The sequence below is a fragment of the Chitinophaga agri genome, from assembly GCF_010093065.1.
Classification (GTDB): Bacteria; Bacteroidota; Bacteroidia; order Chitinophagales; family Chitinophagaceae; genus Chitinophaga; species Chitinophaga agri.
In genome coordinates, this window is sequence record NZ_CP048113.1 from 3,308,697 (window position 1) to 3,332,982 (window position 24,286).

Here is a 24,286-nt window from a genome sequence, read left to right on the forward strand (position 1 = left end):
CGATTAATTTTTCTGAATATTGACTAATTGACGTTTTTGCTTCTCAGCTTCATATTCCAGCTTCGTCAAATTTCTCACCTGGGAATTATTCCCATCCCGGTTACTCACAAAATGAAACGAGTTCACGTGACTCTCAATAACGTGTATTTTCTGCAGCGGCGTTACAATCAATAATTGCAGATTCAGCTTCTTAAATAGCTCCATTCCATACCGGGTACTTTCATCACTCCCCCTTCCAAAAGCCTCATCTATTACCACAAAACGGAAACTACGGCTCTTACTCTCCCCAAATTGCAATCCAAACTGGTAAGCCAGCGCACTAGCCAAAATAGTATACGCCAGCTTTTCCTTTTGGCCACCACTTTTACCACCAGATCCCTCATAAAACTCTTTTTCCGCATTATCTGCCCTAAATCGCTCACTGGCATTAAACTCAAACCAATGACGCACATCCGTCACCGTATTCGTCCATTCCTTATTGCTATTCTCCATACTAGCAAAACGATCCAATATCCGCTTTACCTGCTCAAACTTACCCTCCGTATACAACTCAGTATTATCACTTAGAGAATGTGTAAAACACTTCTTCAGGTCTTCTCTGAACATCCTGATATCCTTATTATTAGCAGGGTCAATCAGTATGGTAATAAAGGTATCTTGCGATGCGTTATACACAATCTCATGCAGGTGCTGGTTGATCAGCTTAATTTTCTGCTTGATCTCTTTTTCATGTTTTTCCAACTGAGCGTCAAATACCGCTATGCTATTAATGGTATTTTTATTCAGCTCCTCTTTAAATCGCTCTTCATGCCGCTTCAAATCTTCCTTTTGCAGCTGTTCAAACTTGCCCATATATTCTCCACGAGCATCTATGTGGTCAGGTAGCTCGCTATACTCTGCTTTGGAATGATCTTTTATCTGCCGCATCTTATTTTCTATCGCAGATCTTAACCCACCCTGCCTACTGCGTAGCCGCTTCAATTCCCCCTGCTCTCCAATATATTCTTTCCTAAACTCCTCCATCCGGTTATCAATACCTTTCAGCGTCAGGTTTCTCTCCGCCATCTTTTCGTCAATAACGGGAAACCACTGCTGTTGGTCGCTTTCATTCACTTCAGTAATACGAAGAGAAGCATCAGCATGCTGTGCCCTATAATTTCGGATTTCAGTCTCCTTACCACCAATTAATTTACTGATTTCAACTTCCTGATCCCGCATTTCCTTGAGCTTATGTTCTACTTCTTTTCGCTGTTCCTGCAAATGTTTAAGCAAGTCATTATTATTCAGCAAATCATATTGTTCTTTTTTCAACTCATCTATCTTCCCGGCATGATACTGCCAGTTGATACGGGAATAGTCTGTTTTGGATAACAATACAGCCAGGGCTTTCTTCAATTTTTTGTTTTCCTCTTCTTCCTGTTCTACCCGCGAGATCTCTCTGCCCAGATCCTGAATAATGATATTCAATTCAGCAATCGCATGCTCCAGTGCCTTTAACTTTTCCACATTACTCCATCCAAGCACATAATTCCGCCGGTCATTTATTGAATGCCGGTCATCTTTAGTATGCCTGATACGCCCACTCTTAATAAGCCCCTGCTTGGTTATCCCATAAGAAACATGTTGCAGTGAATCGACTTCCACACATAAAAATTCACCAAAAGTACGCTGTATATACTGCTCTATCCATTCATAAAAGTCCGTTTCCGGTTTTATATCTATTTTATAAAAGATACTGTCCGCATCTGGCATTCTATTGCTTTGGGAAATGTTTCTTTTGTCCGCTTCAAGATAAGTCAACTTCATGCCCCTTCCATCTGCCCGCTTCAGCACATTATCATTTACATACTTACCCACACTTCGATAATGAATACCAGGTACCAACAAGCTGATACCCGCATCGCGCAATAGTTTTTCCACTGCTCCCTCCCAGGCAGATTCATCCTCCTTCACCTTTACCAATTCCCCCAGAAATGGCAAATCTGATTCCTCAATGCGTAAATCCTCGCACAACTGCGTACGAAAATCTACCAACCACGCCGGAATCTGGTTCTGTCTTTCTTTTAAGGATTGTAATTCCTCCTTTTCCAGCTGTAAATTAACTTTTAGGTCACGCTGTTCTATTACAAGATCATCCCTGGTATTACGCAGTACACTTTCTTGTTTTGTACATGCTTCCTCCAGTTCAGTTGCCTTGTTCAAATTTTGCTCAAAATCCTTTTCATAGGTTACCGCAGGCAATCCACATAAGCTACTAAACTGATTATAATCGTTATATTCCCGCTGCTTTTGTTCACTATCATTGCTATGCCGTTTTATTTCCTCTTCAATTTGTTCAATACGTCTCCCCCCATTATTTCCTATATCCTGGATAATAGCCTGCTTTTTATCTTCAAGTGCCCGCTCCTCATTTTGAACAGATAAATAACGACGCTGCTCTTTTTCGACCTCCTGCGTAGCCTTCTCAATAGCCTCTTCCAGCAATGCTATTTTCTTTGCTGCAAACCATGCGGGCATCACTTCCAGCATAGCTTCAAGACTTTCTATATCGGACCACACTTTTCCAAATTCAATCGAATTTTCAACCAATGGTTTCAAAATCTGATACTGCTCTCGCGCATTCACTACGGCTGTATGTGCCTTGGTAAGGTCATCGAACCGTTTTAATAAAGTCGCAATTTGCTCCTTTACATCAGTTCTTTCCAACATCTGCTCCCGCACAAAATCCGTCAGACTACTCACCGATTTCATGGATACTGTCTGATAAAACAAGTCTATAGCTTTTTCACTATTCATACCAAACATCCGGCGAAACTGCTCGCTATATTGCGAGAAGTTGTCATTAAATAATTGCACTCCTTTTATATTCCGCAATCGCTTGCGCAGCTCATTGACGTCAACAAAATTGCTAAAATGTTCTTTGATTGTTAATGGTACAGTACTGATGATGAGCAGTTTTTCTACCTTATTGTCTTTGCCCACCCAAAAGAACTGTGCCAGGCAAACATACTCCTGATAGCCTTCATTGTGAAAGCTTCCTATCACAACAGTATACGTATCATAACCAGGGCGCAGATAGATTCTTTTAGCTGTTTGGGTGATCTCCTGCTTCTCCTTTTTATATTCTCCTTTTACATAGCTTAGCAGGTTACGTTCCCGACTCTCTGCACCAGCAGCTTTGTTAAAGGTGATTTTATTATGTGGTACCAACAAACAGGTAAGTGCATCAACCAGCGTAGACTTACCAGAACCAATATCACCCGTCAGCAATGCATTATGTCCATTAGGATGTATACTCCACCGTACCTGGTTAAAAGTTCCCCAGTTAAATACCTCCAGGTATTGTAATCTAAACCCCGCTTGTACATCTATGTTTATATTATTATCACCAGACAATTCCATATAATTTCTTTTATTCAGTTATCTGCTTGTCTTCAGCATGTTGTTGCAACCTCCTGAGCGTATCGTCAATAACCTCAGCATTCACAAATCCCTTTATAATCCGATGTATCTCATAATTTTGCTCCTGATCATCCAGCTTTCTTAGGAAGCCAAGGTCTATTATTTTATTGATCGTAGTGTGAACTTTATCCTGTTGTTTGGCTTCGTCTGTGGCAACCGGCAAAAATAATTCTCTGATGACTACGCAAGACTCGCTTCCGATGGTTGACTAGACCTTGTCGGGCAGGATTGGCTACCTGCCGGATAATTTCGAGGTGTTTCATCTAAAAAAATCCCACCTCACGGACTTTGCACAGCGCAATCGAAACTTGTCCCCTCCAGCCCGCAAAAAGCAAAGCCCGCTCTGAGAGCGAGCTTTGCTTTTTTTATATATTTTGATGAGTTTATAGGATACTTATTATCAGAAAGTGATCGAATTCCATGATCGCCCTGAACTACGCGACTTCACATCCAAACATTTATTTTCTTATTCTCTGTTGCGCTAACTGGATTTCCAAATGTAGCTTTTACTTCAGCAATTCTTTTGACGGGAATTCAAGTAGATATTGAGCAACATGTATACCAGCAGAATCAAGTTCTAAAAGTTCAATCAATTCATCATTTTTATCAGTACAAAGAATTAATCCAATTGGAGAAAGCTCATGAGACTGTTGTTCATATTTTGTCAGCCACCGAAGATATAACTCCATTTCCGCGCAACGCAGGCAATGCCTACAGCTGAAAAGCATGCCTGCCGAAAATGTAAAACCATGGAAGGAGTCTGCTTGATAACTCACATGACCACCTATAGCATCGGCCCTGCAATTAGTAAGTCCGGAAGTATTATTGGTTACCATGATTACATTTCTCAGTTGACCATGTAATGATCCTTTGTCAAAGTCCTGAACAGGGTGCTTGCATCCTTACTTTTGACTGGGAGGCAACTACTGATTGGAGCAGGAATGCAGGAAGCAATAAATAAAATACCTTCTTCACATCCTGCGTTTATTTTTCGTGTTTTGCCGATGGTAGGGTACAAGCCCCACTAAAACAGGGGCGCATATTAAAAACGGCTATGATAATAAAAGATAGACCAGCTACACCCAGCAAGGGTTGTCGTTCAGTCACTGCAAGTGTTATCGCTGTGATACCAGCCAGTAAGCGAATAAAACGCATTATAGTCCAGCGGGTAAAGATGAGTTTTTTCATTGTTCACTGATTATATTTATTTTTTCAAATTTTCCATTAAGCGTCTACATTATCCAGCGTGCCGCCATTAATGCCCCCCTTAGTAGGTATCTATATGGCTTTTCGGATCTATCACAACAGCGACGCCTGCTTTTGGACGTCCAGTAAAGCAACTGCTATGTACCAGGCTATTATCATAAATGTGCTGAAAATACATAAGGTAACTTGTTTTGATAGCACAAAGATGCAGCCTGTTATTAAAGCCATCAGTGATCCCTGTCACATAGCATTAAATTTACTTTTTGATCCGATCAAAAGAATTACGATGGACGATCACCCAGTCATTTTTCTCCATCCTTCTCATCAGCCGGCTGACTACTTCTCTGAAAGGATTGAGATCAGTAGCTATTTCCTATGATTTTAGCTCGTCGCCCATTTTTTCGACCTGTCATTTTTATAAAACTCCAGTCGTTCCTCCATGTTTCTGAAAGCGATTTCATTGATGGCGTTTAAAAATTCTTAGGCATATGATTACATTTCAGGCTCAAAAAAATGCCGATGCACTAAATGCACCGGCTATAAACAAAAACCAACGAACTTTCTCAGATTTTATAATGCAGAATTACAATACAGGAGCATAGTTAAAAGTGACTTTTATCACAAAAAATGGATAAAGACGGTACAGTAAAAGAGGTGACTAATATCACAGACGGCACCGATGAAGAGTGCGACATTTGCCTTAAATCAAATATTATGCATGTGTTTGGATATATAGCTTCGTTACTGATAGGAATATCGCTTGGATTAATCGGTGGTGGAGGTTCCATACTTACTATGCCTGTAATGGTATATCTCTTTGGTGTATCACCGGTTACGGCCACTTCCTATTCTTTATTTGTGGTAGGATCCACAAGTCTTATCGGTGCTGCCAGGCAGTATAAGGATGGTACGGTGAATATCAGGATGGCCTTACTATTTGCAGCTACTTCTGTTGTGACCGTATTTATTACCCGTAAGTGGCTGGTACCTGTCATTCCGGCACATATTGCGACATTGAACGGTTTTGCTATTACAGAAAGCTGGTTGACAATGATATTATTTGCGGTACTGATGCTCGTTTCTGCTGTTTTTATGATGCGAAATAAAAAGGTCACTGAAGTGAAGGGTCAGAAAATCAGGTTCATGAAGCTGGTGATATACGGTACAGGTATCGGACTGGTAACTGGCCTGCTGGGGGCCGGAGGCGGTTTTTTACTTATACCGGCGCTCGTGTTACTTCTACATCTGCCAATGAAAGAAGCTGTTGGTACGTCACTGCTAGTGATAGCGCTGAATTCTTTGATCGGCTTTATGGGAAATGTGCAAGATAAGGGGATGGATTGGAGATTACTGATTACGGTGACATTGCTTGCTATGGTTGGTATTTTTGCGGGTAGTTATTTGAATCATAAGGTACCGGCAGGAAAGCTGAAAAGAGGCTTTGGTTGGTTTGTACTGATTATGGGGATTTATATTTTAGTGAGAGAAGGGATTACTTTATGACCTTCAATTAAGCGTACAATGACGCTGATGTTATTCTCTTTTGTCTGGCAAGAAAAGCAAAATCATTGCCCTGCTATAATACTAAAAACGCCGATTGCTATGTAAAGCTTAAATTGCACACCCGTAAAGTTCAAACTGAAATTAGAAATAGTTGTAAAGTCAATCCTGATCTTCCCCAATAGAACTGTAAAGTTTTTCTGTATTAAGACAATGTTCAGTCAGTTACTTATTCAGATTCGTTTAAGTAGGCTTTCTCTTACGTTTCTCTTACGTTTTAAAACGTAAGAGAAACGTAAGAGAAAGCCTACTTAAAGACACCTAAAACATAGGTCAAGTGAACGTCTTTTAACTTGCAATGCTACGGAAGCTTAAATGGACGAAACGGCTTATGACGCCAAATCGACCCTCCGTGACGCGAAACCGACGGTTGGTATACTCACTTCTAAAAATGCATTAAAATCTTCCATAATATTTGGTTATCAATCACAACCAAAGGGAGCATCTACACAGGAAGCGCCTCTCTCCTGTAACCCCCGAAAGTTGTGATAGCAGAGAATTTTGTTTGTTAACCGTTATGAAACAATTGATGATAATTACAACAAAAATCAAATACCAGACCCGTTCTCATTCTTATCACTCACAAATTCCAGAATGTCGCCCGGCTGGCAATCTAACACCTTACAAATCGCCTCCAGCGTACTAAAACGGACAGCCTTTGCTTTTCCCGTTTTTAAGATAGACAGATTGGACAGTGTCAGGTCTACTTTTTCTGACAGCTCATTCAATGACATCTTCCGCTTGGCCATCATTACATCCAAATTGACTATTATAGGCATCCTTATATTGTTAAATCATTTTCCGTTTGCAATTCTATGCCCCGTTTTACAATCTGTACAATTACAAAAAGTACAATTGCCATAAATAACCATATGTCAGCCCCCACAAAGTGTAGTGCCTGCAGATCAGGAATACTCCCTCCCTGTTTGGCTAACCATGTGGCATATTTAAGACCGGCATGTGAGAACAACGAAATACCTAAGGTAATGCAGGAAAGATTTAAAATAAACTTTCTAAGTTCCGGGTTGAAAGGATGGGATATATTCAGTTTTCGTTCAGAGAACAGTTTTACGATCAGGTAAAACATTAGCGCCTTTAATACGGCCACGATGGACATGATCAGGACAATGACCATAAAATAGCCTTTGTCAAACGAATATAATCCAGATAAATAGGCTGCGCCTTTCCAGAAGTTTGCTACACCAGGAGGGTGGATGGTCAGTGTGATGACCGCATTCACAATAATTTCTCCCGCTTCAACACATAATCCGATAAAAACGATCCAGGATAGTAACTGCAGGACTTTCAATAGCTGTGGGGTGGTGATCTTAATTTCCATAATGTTAGTTAGTTCATAAGGCAAACATAGGCATTTTCGGCAAATATTTATCGATATTCAATAAATATATTTCGATTAAATAAAATTAACCAGTCATAATTTAACTGTCCGGACCGGAAACTTTTCCCTTTTGCGTAAAAGATTTTCCCGAATGTTAAAGGAGGAACACCGCTCTATAACGGACTTTTGCGGAAATTATACCCAACCATGAGGCAATTTCTACAGATTTTCCTCTTATTGTTACCTATCTGCAGTTTGGCGTCAGTTTACGAAGAGAATGACTTTGGTACCATTAAAGGCAAAATAACAACTAACGACAACCGCGCGGCAGCTGCGGTTACCATTATTATCAGAGATGCAAAGAAGACCACTCTTACCAATGAAGATGGCACATTTACCATCTCACATGTTCCGGCAGGTAGCCATCAGCTTGAAGTATCCCTGGTGGGTTACGCCCCCCTGCAACAGGAAGTAAAGGTGGAAAAAGGTAGAACTACAGATATAGAGCTACAATTACAGGTATCCAGCACACAGCTAAAAGAGATATCCATTATTTCTAACCAGAATAAGTTCAGCCGCAGGGAAAGTGAGCAGATCGCCCGCCTTCCCATCAAAAATCTGGAAAACCCACAGGTATACCAGATAGCAGGCAAGGAACTGATTGAAGAACAGGTCATTACAGAAAGGACAGACCTTTATCGTAATATCCCTGGTGCAGTACCCAACTTCGCTGCCGGTGGCTCCCAGGGCCTGACCATTCGTGGCTTTGCCAATGCAACAGGTATGCGTAATGGTATGGTCACCAGTGCCATCGTACCGCTGAACCCGATCATCCTGGAAAAGGTAGAAGTGATAAAAGGCCCCTCCGGTACTTTATTTGGCAGCAACCGTAATGTAACCTTCGGTGGGGTATTCAACTACGTTACCAAAAAACCTTATGACACCTTCGGTGGTGAAGTTAGTCTTACCGGAGGCAGTTTCCAGTTTGGCCGCGTTACTGCAGATATCAATACGCCCCTTAACAAAGAAAAGACACTGCTGTTCCGCCTGAATGCCGGCGCTCAAACGGAAGGTTCCTTTCAGGACCAGGGTTACGCTAAAAACTATACGATCGCACCGACACTCAGCTATCAGCTTACTGACCGTCTGAAAGTTACGTTAGATATAGAACTGACCCGGGCATCTTATACCACTACTTCGTTTGCAATAGACTCTATGAGCAAAGTAACTGCACGTAGTTTCAGAGACCTGCCGATCGGTTACGACCGTTCTTATATCAACAACAGCGTAGATGTCGCCAACGGTATCAATAATATACAGGCACAGGCGGAATACAAGATCTCTGATAACTGGACATCCCAGACCAACTACCTGTATTCCGAAGGTTTCTATAAACACTTCCTCTGGACGACCTTGTCACTGGTAAGTGATTCAATGATGAACCGTACGGTAAGAAATCAGACACCGGAAACATTTGGTAACATCCAGCTTCAGCAGAACTTCATAGGAGATTTCTATATTGGCTCCTTCCGGAACAGAGTGGTGATAGGACTGGATTACAATTATAACTATAATCAACTATACCGTACGACCGTATCATACGATAAGGTGAACATCAATAATCCGCTGCCGGATATCAATGCAGAAAAGATCAATGCACTGGCCTATCAGAAAGGATTTGTCGGTACTACTTCCAAAGCCTATAGCTACAGTGCCTATATCTCCGATGTATTTAACATCACGCCTTCGCTGATGGCCATGTTAAGCTTACGTGCTGACCGCTTCACAACAGATGGCACGTATGCCATTGCCACCGGCAAATACACCGGAAAATACAACCAGCATTCCCTATCGCCTAAATTAGGACTGGTTTATCAGATCGTAAAAGAAAAAGTATCTGTATTTGGTAACTATATGAACGGTTTTGTCAATCTGGCACCTACAACACAGCCGGATAATACTATTCTCGAGTTAAAGCCACAATACGGCAATCAGTGGGAAGGTGGTGTGAAAGTGGACATCATCAATGGTAAACTCAGTGGTAGTGCCAGCTACTATGATATCTCTGTTACAAACTCTACCCGCACCGAAGTACTGGATGGCAAATCATTCACGCGTCAGGACGGCACACAACATAGTAAAGGATATGAGGCAGATATTACTGCCAGCCCGTTGCCTGGCTTGAACATCATTGCCGGTTATGCGCATAATGAGAATAAATACACTAACGCCAGCCCGGCTTTGCAAGGGAAGTATGTAACTGCCAGTCCGAAAGATGTCGCTAACATATGGGTTAGCTATCATCTGACCCGTGAAAAGGCGAAAGGCCTGGGATTTGGTGCAGGTGCCAACTATATCAGTGATTCATGGTTCGAGGCAACCAATACATTTGTATTGCCAAGCTATACGCTGATCAATGCTACTGTTTTCTATGACCAGCCTACATTCAGATTATCCGTAAAAGCAAATAATCTTCTGAATGAACAATACTGGAACCCGGTGGGTAACGCACAGAAACAAATGAACTTCCTGGGCAGCATTGCCTTCAAGTTTTAACTATATATGTATTGTTAAAAAGGCCGGACAGATCGTCCGGCCTTTTTTAATGTTGTATCTGCGGAAGGCTATCTTGTTGTAATGCGGTGTAGTCCAGCTTCCCATTAGGTGTCAACGGAAAATCGTCTATCTTTTGCACCTTAAATGCCGTAGGATGCAGCCCCAGCTTTTTCGCTAGTAACGACCTGATCGTACCGTCATCCAGCGTAGCCTGCCGATGAAATACCATCAGCTGTTTGTCCTCCATACCGATACAGGCAAACGTTTCTCCGGCTGTTTCCTGCTTCAGGATCGCCTCTACCTCATCGAGGTTAATACGTGTACCAAACAGCTTAACAAAACGCTTTAAACGGCCTGTAATGTAATAATACCCATCGGCATCACATACGGCTACATCGCCTGTGTGTAACACCGGCAAACGCTCAAACGATGCCAGGTCAGCAGCCGTAGTAGCATAACCGCCAAATACATTAGGACCAGTATATAACAGCTCATTGGTATCAGGCGCCAGGGAGAATTGCCCACCTTTAATAGGCCGGCCTATCGCACCCACCTTCTGTAACAGGTCATGAGGAGGCATGTAAGCCATACGGGCAGTGGCTTCTGTCTGTCCATACATCACGAAAAACTGTTTACCCCTGTCGGCCAGATAGCTGCCGAAAGACTGTATCAGTGTGTCGCTTAGCTTTCCCCCAGCCTGTGTCATGTATCGCAAAGATGGATACTCCCTGCGATGAAAACCTATACGATGAAGCATTTCATATACATAGGGTACCCCCGCCACGGATGTATAACCATACCGCTCCATATCTTCCCAGAACTCCTTTTGCACCACATCACGGTTACCACATACGACCTGTCCTCCGCCAATGCTATTCGTCGTAAAAACAGATAATCCGTAAGAATAGAACACGGGGAGGTTCAGCGGGGCGATATCTTTACTGTTAACAGGCAGATAGTCCAGAATAGACAACGCATTCTGTACAAGGTTATCATCTGACAACTTCACGAATTTGGGCGAACCGGTCGTCCCTGAAGTACTAAGCAACACCTTTATATCCGGATGTATCACATTCCTGATCACATTTTTACTACAGAAGAGCATATCGTCCTGCAAGTCAAAATCAGGTATAACTGTTCTTGTTACATCGTAAATGTAATAAGGAGTATAAGCTTGTTCCAGGCGCTGCTTATACTCAGTATGCAGCTTTGGGCTCAACAGTGCCAGTGTCAGTTTACTATTAAGACAACTTAACAGCATCTTTACAGATGCAATTGAATTGTCCAGATACAGAAAAGCCAATGCCCGTCTATCTGTAATATCCACAGCATTACTTACATCCCGGAGCGTATACTTGTCACCAGTAACGGCATCGAGATACTGCAACTGTTTGTTCTGCGCAATTAATCCGTATAAACTCATATCTCAACGTTATGCTTTCTAAGGGTTTCTTTTATTTGTTCCACGTTGCTCATTTCGAGTACCTCATCAGTATCGATCGTAATATTAAACGCCGCTTCCAGTTCTGTGATGAGATAAATATGGGAGACAGAATCCCATTCGGGAATACTCTGATAACTAAGGTCATCTGTCACCTCATTTAAGGGTATCGACAATGCAGCTGCAATAATATCCTGTAGTGTTTGAGTTGTGTTCATAAAACAATATTTTCAGTTTATATTTTTACTTTTTTCCATTTACCGCTACGGAATACAATAAGACATGCTGCGGCAAGCACCATTTCCGATACCAGAATAGCGATGAAGATCCCCTGTGCCCCCCTGTCTGCATGTATACCCAGGAACCAGGCCAGCGGCAGCTGTGTGACATAGAACATCAGCACATACATAAGGGTCACCACATTAACAGCACCTGCCGCATTCAAAGAGCGGGAGATCACCATGGTATATCCGAAAAAGAAATAAGCGATAGACATGTAACGCAGATAGAGCGCCGCGTTCTGGGCAACGACCTGTTCACGGGTGAAAAGATGTACGATACTCTCTCCTGATACTAACAGGAATAATGCGATACTACCCAGGAAACACATATTGAAAACACCCGTTTTCCATACCGACTGCTCCGCTCTTTCCGGCTGTCCCGCACCCAGGTTCTGCCCCGTCAGCACACCCGCTGCATTGGCAATACCCCACGCAGGTAATACTGTGAACATAATGATACGGTTAGCCACAATATATCCGGCCAACACGCTCTCGCCCAGTTGCGCAACAATAATGATCATCAGGAATCGACTGGAAGACGGTATCAGGTATTGTACGGTACCTGAAGCAGCCAGTTTACATAAGCGTTGAATGATACCAGGCACCAGCATCAGTTGCTGCTTACCTATAGTGATCAGCTTTTCCACCTTTACAAAGTACCAGCACTGATAGCCTACCCCAACAATATTGGCAATGCTGGTTGCTATTGCCGCACCTACCAGCCCGAAAGCGGGAACTGGCCCCAGACCAAAGATGAATACCGCACATAACACGGCATTCACTGCGTTGGACAATAACAACGTGCGCATCGCCATAGCGGCATTACCAGCACCACGGAATATCCCATTCAACAGTACGCGCATCACAACCAGCAGGATACAACCAAACATAATCCGGGAGAACAGATCACCTTCCTGTACCAGTTCCGGTGAAGCACCGGCCAGCTGCAGGATACTTCTGTTAAAGGTGATGGATATGATACTGAACAACACAGAGATCGTTACACCCAGATAGATGGCCTGCATCGCTGCCAGACCAGCAGTACGGGGCTTCTTCTCTCCTATACGCCTTGATATAATAGCCGTAGCGGCAATGCTAAGGCCCATGGCTACGGAATGAAAAATGATGATAACCGAGTTGACGATACCTACAATTGTAATCGCTCTTTCTCCGAGACTGCTCACGAACAGGAGGTCTACCATTACAAAGAGGGATTCCATCGCCAGTTCCAGCATGGAAGGCACAGACAATAAAAAAGTAGCACGATTGACGCTACCAGAAGTGAAATCCTTTTCTGTACCGGCAATAGCACTTTTAAACAGCGTTAATATAGAACGGGCTCTCACTAGCACAGCATTCATTCCTAATAATGGTTTTATCGTTAAAGGATGGCTAAATCTGTAGCAGTTTCTTTTACATTCGCAACACCGAAGTCCTGGTAGGCGATCCGCTTCTCAATCTTATACACGTCCCTTCCGGCAACTGCATTAACGATATGTGAATTGCGATAAGCCCCCATGCCAAGATCGGGTGTTACAAATCCATGGGTGTGCAGTTCTGCGTTCTGAACAAATATCTCATTGTGATGAATATCTATTGTGTAGTTACGGTGCACATCCATCAGATTATCCGGAGTACGACGGATACGTTCTTCAATACCACTGAGAATAGCGGGTTCATTATATTTATAACCTGTTGCGAGTACAACAGACCTGGTATCCAATGTGAAACGTCTTTGTTGCTGTGTATGATTAAAATGCAGGGTGTAGGCATCAGAACCTGCAACAGATGTTATATTAGTCAATTCGCTGTTGGTATTCAACTGCACATTGAGTTTCCGCCCACCCACACTCATCTCATACATATTATCAAAGATCTCATTGATCAGATCGTAGTTAATACCTTTGAAGAGTGAGTTCTGTGAAGCCAGTACCTTCCTGCGACGCTCCGGTGGCATCTCATAGAAATAATCTACATACTCCGGTGAAGTCAGCTCCAATGTAAGTTTCGAATATTCCATCGGAGAGAATCTATCCGCGCGGGTAAACCAGTTCAGTTGCAAACCCTTCTTTGTTTCAGGCAGTAAATCATAAAAGATCTCTGCCGCACTCTGTCCAGAGCCAATAATAGTGAGGTCACCTTTCTCCAGTATATTCTCTTTGTTAGGAATGTAAGCGGATGTGTGTATAACGCCAGGTAATTGTTCCCTGTTCACAAAAGAGGGCGTGTATGGTTGCGTGCCTGTACCAAGCACCAGTTTTTCCGCATACCAGGTGGTCACATCTCCTGTTTGGGTATTTTGTACAGTTACCTCATACAAGCCATCACGATAGGCGAGCCGGGATACTTTCTGCGAAAAGCGACAGGAGGGTAACTGTGCTATTGCCCATTGACAATACAGATTATACTCTCTGCGCAGCATATAAAAGTTCTCTCTGATAAAGAACGGGTACAAACGATCTGTCTGTTTCAGGAAATTAAGGAAGCTGAACCAGCTGGTCGGATCCGCCATCGTTACCAGATCTGTGCCCATAAAAGGTGTTTGCAGGGTTGCACTGGGCAACATCAGACCAGGATGCCAGTCAAAACCATCTGCCTGATCAAAAAATACGGCGCTTACATCTTTTACAGGGTGTAACAATGCAGCCAGCCCCAGATTAAATGGTCCGATACCAATACCAATAAGATTATATACGGGAGATTGTTTCATGTTGTGTTTGTTTAATTGTTGGAGTAACGGTTTGTGCGGGAAGATGCCGGCTCTCCGGGAACTTCGCCCAATACCATTCACGGTAACAAAAATTAAGATTGGCTTTTTTATGCGGCAGTGTGATCACTTTTTCCACCCGGAACCCCACATGCGCTTTATTCATTAATGCGGCCAGCGACTCTACTGATCCCTCGCCAACCATTTTGCCTACCTCCGGCTGAGCGAACACCCAGTCGAGCATACATTGCGTAGAAGGTGATGAAAATTTAAGTGTAGGATCTACAGGTGCAATAAACTGATGAGTGCCATAATCTGTAGGCAGGGCATCATAGTAGTCGGCTAACATATCACGTACTACCCAATAGACTTCGAAGTTGTAATTAGGCGACCCATTGATCTCTCCGATATAGCTATGTGACCAGTTGCCGGGCAACATACACCGGTAATACAATTCCAGCTCACGCAGCGGCCAGTCCATCTTCCAGATCTTCTTTGCATGCTCACGGTTAAACCATTCGTGCACCATCTCCAGATCCCGGTCGATATCGAATGGCCTTATGCTGACAGTGATATTTTCTTTCGGAAAATAGCGGCTGTATACAACGCCCTTTCCTTCCGGCTGAATAAGCGCAGAAGAATAGTATGCCTTATGCAGCGGATTATGATACGGACGCATTGCCTTCTCCTGCCCCAGCATAAAGGATAACAGCACATTATGGACTGTCAGCTTATTACTGTTTAACAACGGATGGTCGACCAATAACTGGGCACACCTTTGATGGATAGCGCTGAGTAGTTTGTTTTCATCTGCCTGCTGCCGGAACCCGAGACTGGCGACTATAGGCAGCATATCCCGCACCAGCCATTCTTCAGGTTCCGATTGTCGACTGATATCCGTCATCAGCAATTGTGTGTTAAACGCAGCGACACTCGCCACTTCTATCTGCGTTGGACAGGGGAAAGAAGACAGGTTATCCAAAGCCTGGCGGAGATGTATGTCAGGATAGGCTTCCTGCAGATGGTCCGCTATGATCGTCAGCAAGCTTACCTCGTCGATCGTATGGATCTGATCATCAGGGAGTGTTCTTTCTACCACCGGAAAATCGAATACATGATAACCGCTTTCTGAAAAATAACGCAGCGGAACAAAGACTTCCCTGCCATTAGCGCTAAAGTCCAGCCGTAGATGAAGGTGATGTCCTGTAATTGAGAAATGATGACGAAGGGCAGCATCATATTTCGGAATGCCCTCATAACAGCTCCAGTTGGAGAACCCTCTGCAATAGCTGTTGATGATGGCAGTGATGATATTTGTGTTCATTCGTTTATTGTTTTACCTGTGACAGCCATTGACGTATTTCGCGGACCGCCAGTTGCACCCGCAGCTGACCAAACTGTCTGCCCTGCTCAGGCGTTGCATGACAGGGATCACCAGATACGCCTGCGGCATCCAGCGGACCATTGCCTAAATGCGTAGTGTCGCCTGCAGCGAAATACGCTGTACGCACTGCTGCTGGTAACACCGCCCATGTTTCCGCGGTATCCCATAGTCCTCCATGGCCACCAGGCACAAGACCCTGGCGGGCAATGCCAGCTTCTATCTGTGCTCTTGCTTTTTCATATCCATCACTGGAAAAGAACACCCGTACTCCTTTTTTACTAAGCGCACTATCCAGCTTTGCAGCCAGCGCTTTTAAAGGACGCTGACTGTTAAAGTGGTCGCTCATCAAAACGATATAACGAAATCCGGAAGCAGCCATACTTCTAGCCAGCTGTTCATTCACATCAGAGAAGGTCGGCTCAGTCAATGATATGGTACCAGGATACTGCTCCAATACCGGACTGTTAGGAGCAAATGGCAACACGGGAGCCACAAGGGTATTACCAAGACTATCCGCAATCTGTGTGGCATATCTGTACACACGATAGTTATGTTTACCCAGGACCAGATGAGGACCCGAGGCTTCTGTACCTCCACTGAAGATGAGTACAGTCTGCGCACCGGCAGCAACACGTGCGGAAAGCTCCCGCGATGTCATTGCTTCTATCAATACCTGTTCGGGTGCCTGCGCCCATACACAGGTAGATATCACCAGCAGCAGGCAACTAATACCAGCTATTCTTTTCATAGGGTCGCCATTTTAGTGAACGAGGATGCCGGTCTGAAAGCGGCGATAGGGTTTTCAACGAGGCCAATAGAAGGCACATCAAAAGGATTGGCCCTATTCCGCAACTGACGGTTATTACTGATCTGTAAACGGTTCAGTGCATCAGGACTGATCTCCTTTACAAAGAGGTCAAACTGTTCAAACTTCTGCTCCAGCTGCGGATGTTGTTGTCTGTATTCGAGTACAACATTTGCCACCAGTTCCCAGAAACGCTTCTCAGGATAATCCATGTGCTCTTCAAGAATAGCAGCAATAAATCTGAAAATACCATCAAATATCTGTGTGAAAAGCGGCAGTGTTCTCACTTCATCAGGTACCAGCACACGTAACCGGCCGGCCACTTCAGGCAGCGCAATATCCGCACTGAGAACGGACACTTCCTCTCCTATATCTTTCATGATCGTACGTACAGGCACATGGTTTTCCAGTACCAGTATGATATTTTCCCCATGTGGCATGAATACCATGTCGTGCTGATAAAAGCAATGTAGCAGAGGACTCATGTAAACATGGATATATTGCTTCAACCACACATCCGGGTCCAGACCAGACAACTGAATGAGCGCCGGCAACAACGCCTCTCCCTGCATATCTATATGCAGTAGCGCGGCCATCGTCATGATACGCTGTCCTGGCTGCATCCTGGATAACGGACTTTCTCTCCATAATGCTGCCAGCATTTTCTTGTAAGGGTTATCTGTCCTTGTAGCCTGCTCGTAGTTATGATTGGAATAGCCCGTAGTGGCAATCTCCCGGAGTGTACAGAAGCCTGTCTCCCGTAGATAGGCATCGTTCTCCACCAGTGTATTGACCCACTCATTGATACCAGGAGTTGTACGCATGAAATATGGAGATAATCCACGTACATATCCCATGTTCAGAATAGAGAGCGCAGTTTTGACATAGAACTTCTCTGGATGATCAACATTGAAGAATGTGCGTATCGATTGCTGTGGCAGGTACTGATCCTGTCCATAACCCAGTATCACCAGTTTATTTGCCGCTATATCCGGTGCAAAAATGCCGGCTAGTTTGTTATACCATTGCCATGGATGTACGGGTATATATATGTATTCCGCGGGCAGCAGTTGCTTACTGCTGATTATTGCGTCAAAATCATCCGCCAGACGGCCCAATTCCTGTCGCTTTACCTGCTCATATTCCAGCGGCGCGATGCTGGTAAACTCCGTGCAACTACGATGTCCTGCCAGCCATAACAATGGCATCGGGCTGGCTGCCTCGGGGGCAAAGCTGCGATAGTCACAGGCGTCAAACCCGACACGTCCGTTGTTGGCGATAAAGCGGGGATGTCCTGTCATGGCATGCTCAATTTCCTGGTAACCGGCGCCGGCCAGATAGGCGGAGGAAGGGCTTTCCTGCGCATGTATATGTGCACTGCCATACAGTGTAGCCGCTACTTCTTCCATATATACAGGCAGCAATGCAGGATCCATCTGCAGTTGTTCACTGAATTCTACGATGAAAGCCAGTGCATCCAGCGGAGCGGGTTGCCCGTCCACCAGCTTCTCAATGGATTTTGTGAGAATATACCAATGATTGAGACGTAATATCTTCGCACGGAAACGATATTCTATGTTAGGCTGATCAGCTGTCAGCACATAACACACCCATCCCTGTTTCACATGTCTGTAAGAAGGCTGTATGATCTGTTCATGTGCATATTCTGCAATCATCTTACGAACGTGCAGACGGTTCACCTTCGCCCATATATCCGGTTGCAGGTGGGCAACTGCCTCCCGGGGAGTAACTGTATTAAACATGTAAGTATCTTTAAATAGTTATGCGACCGGCACCGCTTTGTGCTTAAAGGCCGCCAATGGATTTTTAAACGTACCCGCAAACTGCTGGCTTTTGAAAGGGTTGTTCGGTTCGATCATCCGCTGGTTATTACGGATCTGCAGTCTGTTCAGACAGGTTTTGATGATCTCATCTGCAAACAGATCACTACGTTTGAATTTCGCTTCCAGCTCAGGATGCAATTGCTGATATCGCTGAATGCATTCAGCTGCCAATGCCCAGAACTGTTCTTCAGGATAGTTCACATGCTCCACGAGTATATGTGATACGAAGCGGAAGAAGCAATCAAATATCTGGGTGAAGATGGAGAGTATTTTCAATTCTTCCGGAACCGGAATTACAATACGTTTTACATTTTCAGGTAGTTCCAGCTCGCTGTTCACGATGGCCACCTCTTCTGCGATGTCTTTCATGATCGCTTTTACCGGCACATTATTCTCCATGATGAGTATCACGTTTTCGCCATGTGGCATAAAGCGCAGATCATAATAGTAGAAGCAATGTAACAGCGGACTCAGATAACAATCCATGTATTGCTGAAGCCACGTCGTTGTATCCAAACCAGAAGCACGGATCAACGCGGGTAACATTGCCTGACCGTGTGCATCTACGTGCAGCAATGCGGCCATCGTCATCAAACGCTGTCCTGGTTGCAGTTTATTCACCGGACTTTCGCGCCATAGTGTGGCCAGCATCTTCTTATAGGCACTCTCTCCTTTGATCGCTGTTTCAAAGTAGTGATTTGTATATCCCATGGTAGCAGCTTCTTTCAGCATGGTGAAGCCCTTTTGCCGGAGGTAAGCGTCACCTTCTATGATCGCACTTACCCATTCATTGATACCTGGGGTGGTACGCATGTAGTATGGAGAAAGACCACGCATAAAGCCCATATTCAATATGGATAAGGCAGATTTGACATAAAATCGTTCCGGTGTGGTCACATTGAATAAGGTACGTACAGATTGCTGTGGCAGGTATTCATCTTTCCCATATCCGAGGCATACAAGATAATCCGCCGCTATATCAGGAGAAAAGATACTGGCCAGTTTATTATACCATTGCCACGGATGAATGGGCATCAGATAATAATCTTCTACCTGTAGACCTTTATCTTTTAGTATAGCATGAAATGTTTCTATGGTAGCAGCATCGAGTTCCTGTTGCAATACTTCTTCGTACTTCAGCGAGTCTATACCTGTAAACACAGTTCTGCTCTTATGACCTGCCAGCCATATAACAGGGAAAGGCGTAGCTGCTTCCGGTGCATATTTCCGATAGTCGACAGTATCATAACCGATACGGCCATTATTCGCAACGAAGCAAGGGTGACCTGCCATCATCGCGTGTTCTATATCCTGATAATCAGCAGTCGTCAGTTCAGCCGCGGTAGTCGTATTATAGGTATGCATGTAGGCACTACCATAGAGCGTACTGATGATCTCTTCCAGGTAGGTTGGCAACAATGCAGGATCAAAACCAAGTTGTTCACTGAACTCAGTAATAAAATGAACTGCATCCAGGGGAACCGTATTACCATTCACCTGTTTTTCCATAGACTCCGTATCTATATGCCAATGATCGAGGCTTAGTAACCTGGACTGAAAGCGGTAAGTGATACCTTCCGCGGGCGATAAACGATAGTGTCCCCAACCGGCTGCATCTGTATGCTCCAATACCGGAGTAATTAACAGTTCATGTGCAAATTCCGCAATGATCTTACGTACATGTAGTCGGTTCACTTTCAGCCAGGTGGCGGGTTGCAGATGGGCTACTGCTTCTGCTGCTGATATATTAATAAGTTGCTGAGTCATAAAAGGGGCTTTTATTGGCGCCATGCAGCGCCGGTTTTTTTGATGGTATTGAGGATGTAATGCACGTCTTCCATCGTGGTTAACGGATTCAGCATAGTGAACTTCAGATAGAAATTCCCATCTACCCGGGTACTCGCCACCAATACCAGACCGCTATTGAACATGGTCTTTTTAATATACTGATTCAATGCATCGAGATCTTCGGCTTTATACTGATCTGGTGCGTAACGGAACAGTATGACGCCCATATCAGAATAGCTCAGTAGTTCCAGTTCAGGATCTGCACTGATCACTTCCGCCGCCTTCTGAGCTGTTTCTATAATAGTTTCTGTATACGCACCCAGTTTCTGCTTACCCATCAGGCGCAGCGTGAACCATAGCTTTAACGCATCAAAACGACGGGTACTTTGCATAATGGACTTATTGATCTGATTCAGATCATCATAGTCCTCATCTTTAGGATTGAGATAGTCCACATGCATGCGTAACAGACGCAGATATTGTTTATCCTTCACGATAAAAGCACTACTGCTGATAGGCTGGAAGAATGATTTATGATAATCGATAGTAACAGAATGAGCTGATTCTATTCCATTCAACAGATGACGGTATTTATCAGTCAGCAGCAGGCCACATCCATAGGCAGCGTCTATGTGGAACCACAGTTTATACTTTGCGGCGATACGGCCAATGGATGCCAGCGGATCGAGGTTACCAAAGTCAGTTGTGCCGGCCGTTCCTACTACAGCGATCGGAATATTGCCCTGCTGTATCTCTCTGGCAATAGCTGCTTCGAGCAATGCTGCATCCATGCGAAAACGCTCATCGGTCTTAACTTCTACCAGCGCCTGTTCTCCAAGTCCCAGTAATGCAGCACCTTTATGGTTACTGAAATGTGCCTTTTCAGAGATGAAAATGCGGTAACGGGAAGCGTCAGCCGGCAAACCATATTTTTTGATATTGTGACCATCATGGGTAATAGCATAATGGTCTCTCGCCAGCAATAACCCCATCAGGTTACTCTGTGAACCACCAGCGGTAAATACACCATCCGCCACGCTGCCGAAACCGATCTCACGTGCAGTCCAGTTAATGAGCTGCTGTTCCATAAGTGTTCCACCTGCACTCTGATCCCAGGTATCCTGAGAGGAATTAATAGCGGCAATCAATACTTCCGCAGCTACTGCCGGTATAACCACAGGACAATTCAGATGCGCGATATACGCAGGTAGATGAAAAGCAGTAGCATGTTTTACATACAATTCCTGTACTTCATTCAGCAGACTTTCATAATCCGGCAAAGGCGTATCAAAGTCTACTGCAGCAAATGCAGCCTTTAGGGCTGCAGAAGATATACCGCTGAAAGGCTGGCGGTTCTGCTGCAGGAAATGAGTGACCAGTTCACGCGCGCCATTGATGGCCTGCTCATATTCAGCGGCTGAATCCTGGTGAAAAATATCTTTATAGGTTTCCTTTACAGGCAATACAATGTCCTGCAGGGGCTGTTGCCAGCCTGCAAATGCGGTCGTACTCATATTTGGATGCTATTTCCGGGTTTAATTAAAGATTTGCGAGGTGAGCATTATATACTTTACCATAATGCTCTTCCATGATGAGATATGGGTTTTCGGGGTGGGTCACTTCACGGATGTTAATAAGGCTGGTCTTGCTCATCATACGCAACATCAATCGACGTTCGCATTTAACCAGCTGACCATTTTCTTCCCGGAAGCCTGCCAGGAAAGCATTACGGCCATGCGCACAGAGATGATTATTGACAAAGATCAGATCACCTGATGCCGGAATGAAGTCATTGTATATTAACTGACGTGCTTCTTCCCAGAAACGTTTCAGATTGTTTAATGCTTCCGGGTCCTGCCTGGCATCTTCATTATAGATTTGCTCTGCAGCATCAAAACGCATAAAAGGAGCCGATTTACTGCCATACAGGACCGACGTGCGGGTATCTTCCCCTATAGCATCATCAGCCGCGTAATTGGCATCTTTCGGGCATTTGTAGATAGGCTTGAACAGTTCCTGTAATACGGCGTTAGGTCTGCCATGCGAACGGATTGAATATAACGTTGATGGTACACGTTCTTCATTACGCAGGAAAAGGAAACTCAGGAAATCTGCTGCATTGTGGAGGAACGCGTCTTCCGTATGCACAAAAAGATCTGTGCGGGAGCCTGAACCAGTTTGTGTATAACTCATATTCTCGTCAGGAATGATGGCGTGCATTAACCCACCGCCTTTCCGCTGCGCAAAGTACTCAACAGGTTTAGAGGGCACCGCACCATGTAATAAAGAAGAAATGAAGCCGTACTCCATAATTTTTTCATAGTCGGTTTCCTGCCAGGAACGTGGCGTAGGCCCCAGTTCATCCTGCCCTATTTCTATCAGTCCGCGTAGCACAACAGCACCATACTGCTGATCAGAAAAGTCTGTTCCGAAACTACTAAGCACCTTTGCAATACGTTCGGGCAATAGCGTATATGCATTCAGATGCAGCATCGAAATAAAGCCGGGATCATCATAGCTCTTATACTTACGTTTGAGCTTCTTCCCGATATAGGTAATCTCCAGTTTCTCATCCTCCGTGATATCTATTATCATGGGTTGCAAAGGAGGTTCAGTAGCCAGATGCATTAAGCGGGAGGGTTCCTGAACTCCTGGGCTAATCGTAGGCATTATATCCAAGGGTCTCATTCAATAAAATTTTTTTTAAGTCAATGTTGAGGTTCCAAATTGAAAAATAAGGTCTTCCATATGTTGCTATTACAAAATGCAATAACAACAACATGCAAAAAGTAGTCTTTTAATGTTTCGTGCTTACCGGATTAACTAAGCGTTACAAAAGTGCAACATCTGCATTTAGCTATTTGATCGAAAGCGGAAAACATTTTACGCAATAAGGAAAACACATGTAGTGGCGGGTTTTGTGGTTAACAATGTTATTTCTCAATTAAGGCTGCTAAAATTGAATACGGTGAAGATTTCTTTTTCGCATGACCGGTTTTAAAAATTCAATGGGATAACTAACAATGTAAAAGTACATCTTTTTTACCGCTCTCAGAAGCAAATAAAAAAGTTTATACTGACAGCAAAAACAAATACCTGATCTCGTGACGTTTTGATGTTAAAGTTCGTAGCTATTTTTTCAAGATATCGTGACTAATGCCTTATCGCTAAAATCCGAAGATCTCATCCAATAGAATTACCTGTGTTGCTCCTCCAGCGACTTTTGGCGCCTTCGCGAGTTTTTCCGCGAGCACATAGGTGGACAATGGCCGGAACCGCTTCAGTAAACCTATACCATTCAGAAATTTCAGTATCCCCGCTATGATACGTTCGCTCGCTCTGTCTGTACCTTTCCGTAAGAGCATACCCGGCTTAAAAATGACATACTGATCAAACGCCAGACGGGCAATATCTTCTTCCAGTTGTCCCTTCATTTTTGAATAAAACACCTTACTCGTGGCAGCAGCTCCATACGCAGATACCAGCACCGCTTTGGCGACACCATTTCTCCTGGCAATCTCCGCAAACTTCAATGGGATCTCATAGTCTATATGCCATTGTTTTTCTTTTGAACCCGCTGTCTTTAAAGTAGTTCCCAGACATGAGAACCACACATCTCCCCGGATGAATCCTGACACATCTTCCAGCTTATCAAAGTCGGTCAGGATTTCAGTTAGCTTCGGATGGCTTATGCCGGTTGACCGGCGTACAAATATCACTACTTCGGTATACGCCGCATCCTGCAATAAAATATTTGTGAGGTCTTTTCCGGTGGCACCGGTAGCACCAATGATCAATGCTTTCATATAATGCCTTTATGTATTGATTAAATATAATACTTTTCGTACTGTGAAAACAAGCCTTAGGTTATGTGAGGCATAATGTTTCATACTATTTGGTTTTATGTAGTCCA

19 protein-coding genes are annotated in these 24,286 nt (G+C 44.0%); 2 read left to right on the plus strand and 17 right to left on the minus strand.

Annotation, left to right across the window (positions count from 1 at the left end; all coding sequences use genetic code 11):
- Window positions 1–3: 3 nt before the first annotated feature.
- The 4 genes from GWR21_RS13030 to GWR21_RS13045 all read right to left on the minus strand — a co-directional run bounded on the left by GWR21_RS13030 (window position 4) and on the right by GWR21_RS13045 (window position 4,650).
- Entirely contained in the window at window positions 4–3,402 is a 3,399-nt protein-coding gene (locus GWR21_RS13030) for an ATP-binding protein (RefSeq protein WP_162332166.1), read from the minus strand.
- Between the two features lie 10 nt (window positions 3,403–3,412).
- A complete protein-coding gene (locus GWR21_RS31900; protein ID WP_162332167.1) occupies window positions 3,413–3,625 on the minus strand; it encodes a DUF4194 domain-containing protein in 213 nt (70 codons plus the stop codon).
- Between the two features lie 343 nt (window positions 3,626–3,968).
- Window positions 3,969–4,298 carry a PDDEXK nuclease domain-containing protein gene (locus GWR21_RS13040; protein ID WP_162332168.1) on the minus strand — a complete coding sequence of 110 codons (330 nt, stop codon included), beginning with the start codon at window positions 4,296–4,298 and terminating at the stop codon, window positions 3,969–3,971.
- A gap of 148 nt (window positions 4,299–4,446) precedes the next feature.
- On the minus strand, window positions 4,447–4,650 hold the full coding sequence (locus tag GWR21_RS13045; RefSeq protein ID WP_162332169.1) for a hypothetical protein: 204 nt from the start codon (window positions 4,648–4,650) through the stop codon (window positions 4,447–4,449).
- Window positions 4,651–5,295: 645 nt separating this feature from the next.
- On the opposite strand from GWR21_RS13045, the gene GWR21_RS13050 reads away from it, so the two are divergent.
- The gene (locus GWR21_RS13050; RefSeq protein ID WP_238430354.1) at window positions 5,296–6,171 is read left to right on the plus strand and encodes a sulfite exporter TauE/SafE family protein; all 876 of its coding nucleotides are present in this window, start codon (window positions 5,296–5,298) and stop codon (window positions 6,169–6,171) included.
- A 605-nt stretch (window positions 6,172–6,776) separates the two neighbouring features.
- Here GWR21_RS13050 and GWR21_RS13055 read toward each other — a convergent pair.
- Together GWR21_RS13055 and GWR21_RS13060 are read right to left on the minus strand one after the other, a co-directional pair.
- Window positions 6,777–7,007 carry a helix-turn-helix domain-containing protein gene (locus tag GWR21_RS13055; RefSeq protein WP_162332170.1) on the minus strand — a complete coding sequence of 77 codons (231 nt, stop codon included), beginning with the start codon at window positions 7,005–7,007 and terminating at the stop codon, window positions 6,777–6,779.
- Between the two features lie 2 nt (window positions 7,008–7,009).
- Window positions 7,010–7,567, minus strand: coding sequence for a DUF2975 domain-containing protein (locus tag GWR21_RS13060; RefSeq protein WP_162332171.1), 558 nt, complete (start codon window positions 7,565–7,567; stop codon window positions 7,010–7,012).
- A 255-nt stretch (window positions 7,568–7,822) separates the two neighbouring features.
- Between GWR21_RS13060 and GWR21_RS13065 the strand changes: the two genes are divergently transcribed.
- Window positions 7,823–10,123: a TonB-dependent receptor gene (locus GWR21_RS13065; protein ID WP_162332172.1), complete on the plus strand. Its 2,301-nt coding sequence runs from the start codon at window positions 7,823–7,825 to the stop codon at window positions 10,121–10,123.
- 46 nt (window positions 10,124–10,169) lie between these two features.
- On the opposite strand, the gene GWR21_RS13070 is transcribed toward GWR21_RS13065, so the two are convergent.
- The 11 genes from GWR21_RS13070 to GWR21_RS13120 form a co-directional block, all read right to left on the minus strand.
- Window positions 10,170–11,546 carry an AMP-binding protein gene (locus GWR21_RS13070; protein WP_162332173.1) on the minus strand — a complete coding sequence of 459 codons (1,377 nt, stop codon included), beginning with the start codon at window positions 11,544–11,546 and terminating at the stop codon, window positions 10,170–10,172.
- A complete protein-coding gene (locus GWR21_RS13075) occupies window positions 11,543–11,782 on the minus strand; it encodes an acyl carrier protein (protein WP_162332174.1) in 240 nt (79 codons plus the stop codon). Before GWR21_RS13075 ends, GWR21_RS13070 begins: the two co-directional genes overlap by 4 nt.
- Before the next feature lie 17 nt (window positions 11,783–11,799).
- Complete coding sequence (locus tag GWR21_RS13080) at window positions 11,800–13,206, minus strand: MATE family efflux transporter (protein ID WP_162332175.1); 1,407 nt, start codon at window positions 13,204–13,206, stop codon at window positions 11,800–11,802.
- Window positions 13,207–13,226: 20 nt separating this feature from the next.
- On the minus strand, window positions 13,227–14,555 hold the full coding sequence (locus GWR21_RS13085; RefSeq protein WP_162332176.1) for a lysine N(6)-hydroxylase/L-ornithine N(5)-oxygenase family protein: 1,329 nt from the start codon (window positions 14,553–14,555) through the stop codon (window positions 13,227–13,229).
- Entirely contained in the window at window positions 14,533–15,876 is a 1,344-nt protein-coding gene (locus GWR21_RS13090; RefSeq protein ID WP_162332177.1) for a GNAT family N-acetyltransferase, read from the minus strand. The genes GWR21_RS13085 and GWR21_RS13090 overlap by 23 nt, the downstream gene beginning before the upstream one ends.
- 4 nt (window positions 15,877–15,880) lie before the next feature.
- Complete coding sequence (locus tag GWR21_RS13095; protein ID WP_162332178.1) at window positions 15,881–16,684, minus strand: creatininase family protein; 804 nt, start codon at window positions 16,682–16,684, stop codon at window positions 15,881–15,883.
- A complete protein-coding gene (locus tag GWR21_RS13100) occupies window positions 16,681–18,504 on the minus strand; it encodes an IucA/IucC family protein (protein WP_162332179.1) in 1,824 nt (607 codons plus the stop codon). Before GWR21_RS13100 ends, GWR21_RS13095 begins: the two co-directional genes overlap by 4 nt.
- Window positions 18,505–18,522: 18 nt before the next feature.
- On the minus strand, window positions 18,523–20,352 hold the full coding sequence (locus GWR21_RS13105) for an IucA/IucC family protein (RefSeq protein ID WP_162332180.1): 1,830 nt from the start codon (window positions 20,350–20,352) through the stop codon (window positions 18,523–18,525).
- Window positions 20,353–20,363: 11 nt separating this feature from the next.
- The gene (locus GWR21_RS13110) at window positions 20,364–21,887 is read right to left on the minus strand and encodes a pyridoxal phosphate-dependent decarboxylase family protein (protein ID WP_162332181.1); all 1,524 of its coding nucleotides are present in this window, start codon (window positions 21,885–21,887) and stop codon (window positions 20,364–20,366) included.
- A gap of 25 nt (window positions 21,888–21,912) precedes the next feature.
- Window positions 21,913–22,968: a Fe(II)-2OG oxygenase family protein gene (locus GWR21_RS13115; RefSeq protein ID WP_238430355.1), complete on the minus strand. Its 1,056-nt coding sequence runs from the start codon at window positions 22,966–22,968 to the stop codon at window positions 21,913–21,915.
- 572 nt (window positions 22,969–23,540) lie between these two features.
- On the minus strand, window positions 23,541–24,179 hold the full coding sequence (locus GWR21_RS13120; RefSeq protein WP_162332183.1) for an NAD(P)H-binding protein: 639 nt from the start codon (window positions 24,177–24,179) through the stop codon (window positions 23,541–23,543).
- Window positions 24,180–24,286 lie beyond the last annotated feature (107 nt).

Bases quoted from the DNA above. Each gene is read 5' to 3' on its own strand.
- GWR21_RS13115 (WP_238430355.1), bottom strand. From the start codon at position 22,968: ATGATAATAGATATCACGGAGGATGAGAAACTGGAGATTACCTATATC.
- GWR21_RS13090 (WP_162332177.1), bottom strand. From the start codon at position 15,876: ATGAACACAAATATCATCACTGCCATCATCAACAGCTATTGCAGAGGG.
- GWR21_RS13120 (WP_162332183.1), bottom strand. From the start codon at position 24,179: ATGAAAGCATTGATCATTGGTGCTACCGGTGCCACCGGAAAAGACCTC.
- GWR21_RS13030 (WP_162332166.1), bottom strand. From the start codon at position 3,402: ATGGAATTGTCTGGTGATAATAATATAAACATAGATGTACAAGCGGGG.
- GWR21_RS13045 (WP_162332169.1), bottom strand. From the start codon at position 4,650: ATGAAAAAACTCATCTTTACCCGCTGGACTATAATGCGTTTTATTCGC.
- GWR21_RS13110 (WP_162332181.1), bottom strand. From the start codon at position 21,887: ATGAGTACGACCGCATTTGCAGGCTGGCAACAGCCCCTGCAGGACATT.
- GWR21_RS13040 (WP_162332168.1), bottom strand. From the start codon at position 4,298: ATGGTAACCAATAATACTTCCGGACTTACTAATTGCAGGGCCGATGCT.
- GWR21_RS13085 (WP_162332176.1), bottom strand. From the start codon at position 14,555: ATGAAACAATCTCCCGTATATAATCTTATTGGTATTGGTATCGGACCA.
- GWR21_RS13075 (WP_162332174.1), bottom strand. From the start codon at position 11,782: ATGAACACAACTCAAACACTACAGGATATTATTGCAGCTGCATTGTCG.
- GWR21_RS13050 (WP_238430354.1), top strand. From the start codon at position 5,296: ATGGATAAAGACGGTACAGTAAAAGAGGTGACTAATATCACAGACGGC.
- GWR21_RS13055 (WP_162332170.1), bottom strand. From the start codon at position 7,007: ATGCCTATAATAGTCAATTTGGATGTAATGATGGCCAAGCGGAAGATG.
- GWR21_RS13060 (WP_162332171.1), bottom strand. From the start codon at position 7,567: ATGGAAATTAAGATCACCACCCCACAGCTATTGAAAGTCCTGCAGTTA.
- GWR21_RS13095 (WP_162332178.1), bottom strand. From the start codon at position 16,684: ATGAAAAGAATAGCTGGTATTAGTTGCCTGCTGCTGGTGATATCTACC.
- GWR21_RS13080 (WP_162332175.1), bottom strand. From the start codon at position 13,206: ATGAATGCTGTGCTAGTGAGAGCCCGTTCTATATTAACGCTGTTTAAA.
- GWR21_RS13070 (WP_162332173.1), bottom strand. From the start codon at position 11,546: ATGAGTTTATACGGATTAATTGCGCAGAACAAACAGTTGCAGTATCTC.
- GWR21_RS13105 (WP_162332180.1), bottom strand. From the start codon at position 20,352: ATGACTCAGCAACTTATTAATATATCAGCAGCAGAAGCAGTAGCCCAT.
- GWR21_RS13100 (WP_162332179.1), bottom strand. From the start codon at position 18,504: ATGTTTAATACAGTTACTCCCCGGGAGGCAGTTGCCCACCTGCAACCG.